Below are 3,501 nucleotides of genomic sequence, written 5' to 3' on the forward strand. Positions count from 1 at the left end.
CCGTACGCGGCCGCGCCGCCGTGCGGCCCGGGACGGCGGGTGCAGCGATTATCGATGAGATTGATCTTGGGTCGTTCGGGGGGACAGCAGCGGCGATTAGCTGAGGTCGGACGGGCCACCGTTCAGGTAACGGCGGGCGGCCGTGACGAACTGGCGCTCGGTTTCGCCGTACAGCTCCCGGACCCTGGATGGGGAAGCTACCTCGTGACGCAGGACGTGGTGGCCCTTGTCGTAGCCGAGGTGTTCCACCCGAGCAACCAGCAGTGAGTCGATGCGCAGGCAACAGGTATGGACAAGCAGCAGCGCGTAGGCGCGCTTGCGGTAGGCCGCGACCCAGTCGTACAGCCGCCGGGGATGCAGCGGCCAGTGGTCGCGCGGATCGGCGACGGCCGTGGACAGCGCGGCCGCTCCGTGCGGACCGGGACCGTCATGCCGTCTCCTCCGCCAGGGCGTTCTGGTACCGGCAGTCCTGGCACAGGGTCGACGCCGTCCCGTCGTCGTTGCCCTCGACGGGCCAGGGACGACTGCATCCGGCGCACCGGGCAAGTTCGGTCGGACCGAAGCGGGTTGCGCAGGTGAAGCAGTACATCAGCCCGTGCGGCGAGGTGTCCTTGAACTCGATGCCGTCGACGAGGGTCTGGGTCTCGCACTGGGGGCACCAGAGCGCGATGTCTGGCACGTCGGGATGCCCATACAGGTACTCCACGGCCATGTCTCCAGCGTCGGGCCAGCCCGCGCCGCAGAACAGGCACTCGCCGCGCTCAGGGGTGAGGATCAGGGCCCACTGGTCGCAGTCGGCGCAGTGGACGGTCCGGTTCTCCTGCTCCTTGAGGGTGCCGCTGAGCCGGTCCATCCGCCGCCGGATGTACGACGCGATGTTGTTCACCCCCTCGCGTACCCGGACCATGTCGTCGAGGGGGATCTTGTCCCTTTCCTCGTCGTTGAGCAGTGGCAGCAGTTCTTCGTCGAGGAAGCGGACCAGGAAGTCCAGGACAGTCCCGGCGCGTGCCTCGACCGCTTCGGCGTTGTGGGTCAGCCCGTAGTGCTGCAGGGCGTTGCGGTCCTTGGCCAGGTCCTTCAGCGCCCGGTGGTCCTTGTCGTCGATGGCGATGCCGACGATACGGCGCAGCCGCTCCACCGCGGCGTCGGTGGTGCAGCTTTCGAAGTCGGCGTCCTGGTACCTCTTCTGCGTGGCCTGCCCGGGGTCCTTGAACACCAGGCTCCAGTGCTCGCGTTGCAGCCGGGCCTTGAGCAGGACCTCGGCGGCCGCCTGCAGGTGCAGCACCGCGTACTTGATGTCCCGGAGGTCGACCGAGGATTCGGCCTCGTCAAGGTGGTCGATGACGCTGACCAGATAGTCGACGCCGTTGCGGATCGGCGGGAAGTCCAGCTTGGGAGGTTCCGCCGAGCGGAGCCCCGGCGGAACATACGGACGGCCGATGGCCCGGTCCTTCTTCTCGTCTACTTCCACCTGGACCCCCTCAATTCGGCGAGCGCGTAACGCCCGCTCAGCAAGCCACAGAACAAGCGTAATTGTCCTGATGGTTGTTCCGGCCACCCGGACGGGGCGAACGTCGGACTGAGCCCAACAAACGCCGTCGAGTGCTGACGTGTCGCTCCGGCCGTGAACCGTCTGTCAAACGTCAGGGTTAGCCTGACGACATGAGTCATGAAGAAAGCCCCGCCCCACGGGTGGGCGATACGACGTCCGAGTCGAGACCGGCGACTCTGCCTTCGCTCGACGAGGCGTACGTCGCCCACGCCGACGCCCTCAGCCGCCTCGCCGCCTACGCTTTGCGTGACATCCCGCTGGCGCTACGTGCGCTCGACCGTGAGCACGGCGGCTTCGTGAACGCGGCCCTGCACCTGCGTTACCTGGCCGACGTCCTGGTGGAGAAGGCCGTCATCGTCGAGAAGGAACGCGGCGCCAGCTGGACCGACATCGGCAACGCCGCGGGGATGACCAAGCAGTCCGCCCACGAGAAGTGGGGCACCGCGGTCGGAGCCTGGACGGTGGTCAACCAACGCCGCCACCCCACCGAGTCCGGCTCCGCCCACCTCGCCCGCCGTATCGACGAGTGGTATGCCGAGCTGCACCCGGACGAGGAGCACGCCGTCACAGCCGGGCTCACGTCGACCGACCCCACGCGTGGTGTCGCCGAGGCCCAGACCGCCGCCGCCCACCGGGTCGCTGCTCGGCTGCTGTACGCCCGGCTGGACGAGCTGAAGAAGGAGAACACCGCGGCGTTCAACGCCGCATTCGAGGCCACCGGCACCGACGGCCAGGCCGCCGCCCGCCAGCGCTGGGCCGACACCCACACCGCCCAGGCCGAGGTCTACGAGCAACTGGCGATCGCCGAGCCGACGATCGCCGACGAGCACCGCGCTCGCGCCGGGAAGCAGCGCGAGCTCGCTGCCTCTGTCCTCACCCCCGGCCCGAGCTGGCCCACCGACGAGGAGCCCGGGCAGTGAGCAACCGCAGCAGGCAGGCGTACCGGCTGGGAGTCCACCTCTCCCAGCTCACCGGCGTCGAGGTCACGCTCGTCTACGGCACCGGAGCAATCTGGCACGTCAACTGGCACAACGGCCCCCTCGCCGACCAGATGCGCGAGCATGTCGACGCTGCTCCGGCGGTCACGAATTCCCCGACATGAGGGACCGCACGCTGCGCCTCTAGCGCAGCCATTCCTCCCGAGCCTGGGCGGCACGGGCCATCGCATCCCGCCGCGAGGGCACCATCGCCCGCGCGGTCGCCGAGGGAGCCACATGGCGCCGTGCCAATCTCCTCCCGCGCTACACCCCAGGCAGTGACCTCACCCCGGCAGACCACGCGTTGCTCTCCCACGTGGAGCAGCTCATCCGCACCACGCCCTTCCCAGACCACCCCAGCGCTCCCGAGGACGAACCGCTCATCGAGCAGCCGCTCGCCGCCGCCGGCCGGGGCACCGAGTACGCGATGGCCTGCATCCTCATCAACGCCGACCGGGTCCGGCCGGAGACCAGCCCTGAAGCTCCGATCCGTCCCCACGGAGGGCCCGTGACCAAGCACCTCGCGGTTCGCCTCGACGAAGACATCGCACACACCAATTTCTGGAAGACAGATTTCTGCGAAGGCCCCTGGCCAGACCTGCGGCCGCGCGAACATAGGCGCATGCCCACGCGACAGATTGTGGCGTCGTCCGCTGGTCAGGTGTCGTATGGGTGGGGAGATCCATCAAGCAGGTTTGGGGTCGCCCCGAGCGCCAGGTGGCCGATTTCAAACAGCGCCATCACCGGGGCACACTATCCACCTCGTCGGTGTCCTCGACCGGCTGATGCGCCTGCCGAGGTGGCCAATCGGGCAGGTAGCCGATTAGAGCGGCCGCGACGTCGGGATGAACTTGCCAGGCAATCCTTGAGTCGGGCGGCCTAAGGGCTGTCCCGTAATCCCCGGTGGATCAGCGCGCGGCGTCAGATGCGGTGCATCGCAAGGCGGAGGGTCGTCCTCATACTGGGCGTATT

The 3,501-nt window shown here is 68.4% G+C and carries 4 protein-coding genes; 3 read left to right on the top strand and 1 reads right to left on the bottom strand.

What is annotated here, in order from left to right; genetic code table 11:
* A partial coding sequence (locus tag ACWGI8_RS41655; RefSeq protein ID WP_453668660.1) for a hypothetical protein occupies positions 1 to 267 on the top strand: 267 nt, incomplete at its 5' end.
* 160 nt (positions 268 to 427) lie between these two features.
* Here the strand turns inward: ACWGI8_RS41655 and ACWGI8_RS41660 are convergent.
* Positions 428 to 1,471 carry a hypothetical protein gene (locus tag ACWGI8_RS41660; protein ID WP_453668661.1) on the bottom strand — a complete coding sequence of 348 codons (1,044 nt, stop codon included), beginning with the start codon at positions 1,469 to 1,471 and terminating at the stop codon, positions 428 to 430.
* 191 nt (positions 1,472 to 1,662) lie between these two features.
* On the opposite strand from ACWGI8_RS41660, the gene ACWGI8_RS41665 reads away from it, so the two are divergent.
* Positions 1,663 to 2,472 (top strand): hypothetical protein, encoded by an 810-nt coding sequence (locus tag ACWGI8_RS41665; RefSeq protein WP_453668662.1) that lies wholly within the window; start codon positions 1,663 to 1,665, stop codon positions 2,470 to 2,472.
* On the top strand, positions 2,469 to 2,654 hold the full coding sequence (locus tag ACWGI8_RS41670) for a hypothetical protein (RefSeq protein WP_453668663.1): 186 nt from the start codon (positions 2,469 to 2,471) through the stop codon (positions 2,652 to 2,654). Before ACWGI8_RS41665 ends, ACWGI8_RS41670 begins: the two co-directional genes overlap by 4 nt.
* The last annotated feature ends 847 nt before the right edge of the window (positions 2,655 to 3,501 follow it).

This window comes from Streptomyces sp. NPDC054841 (assembly GCF_053611045.1).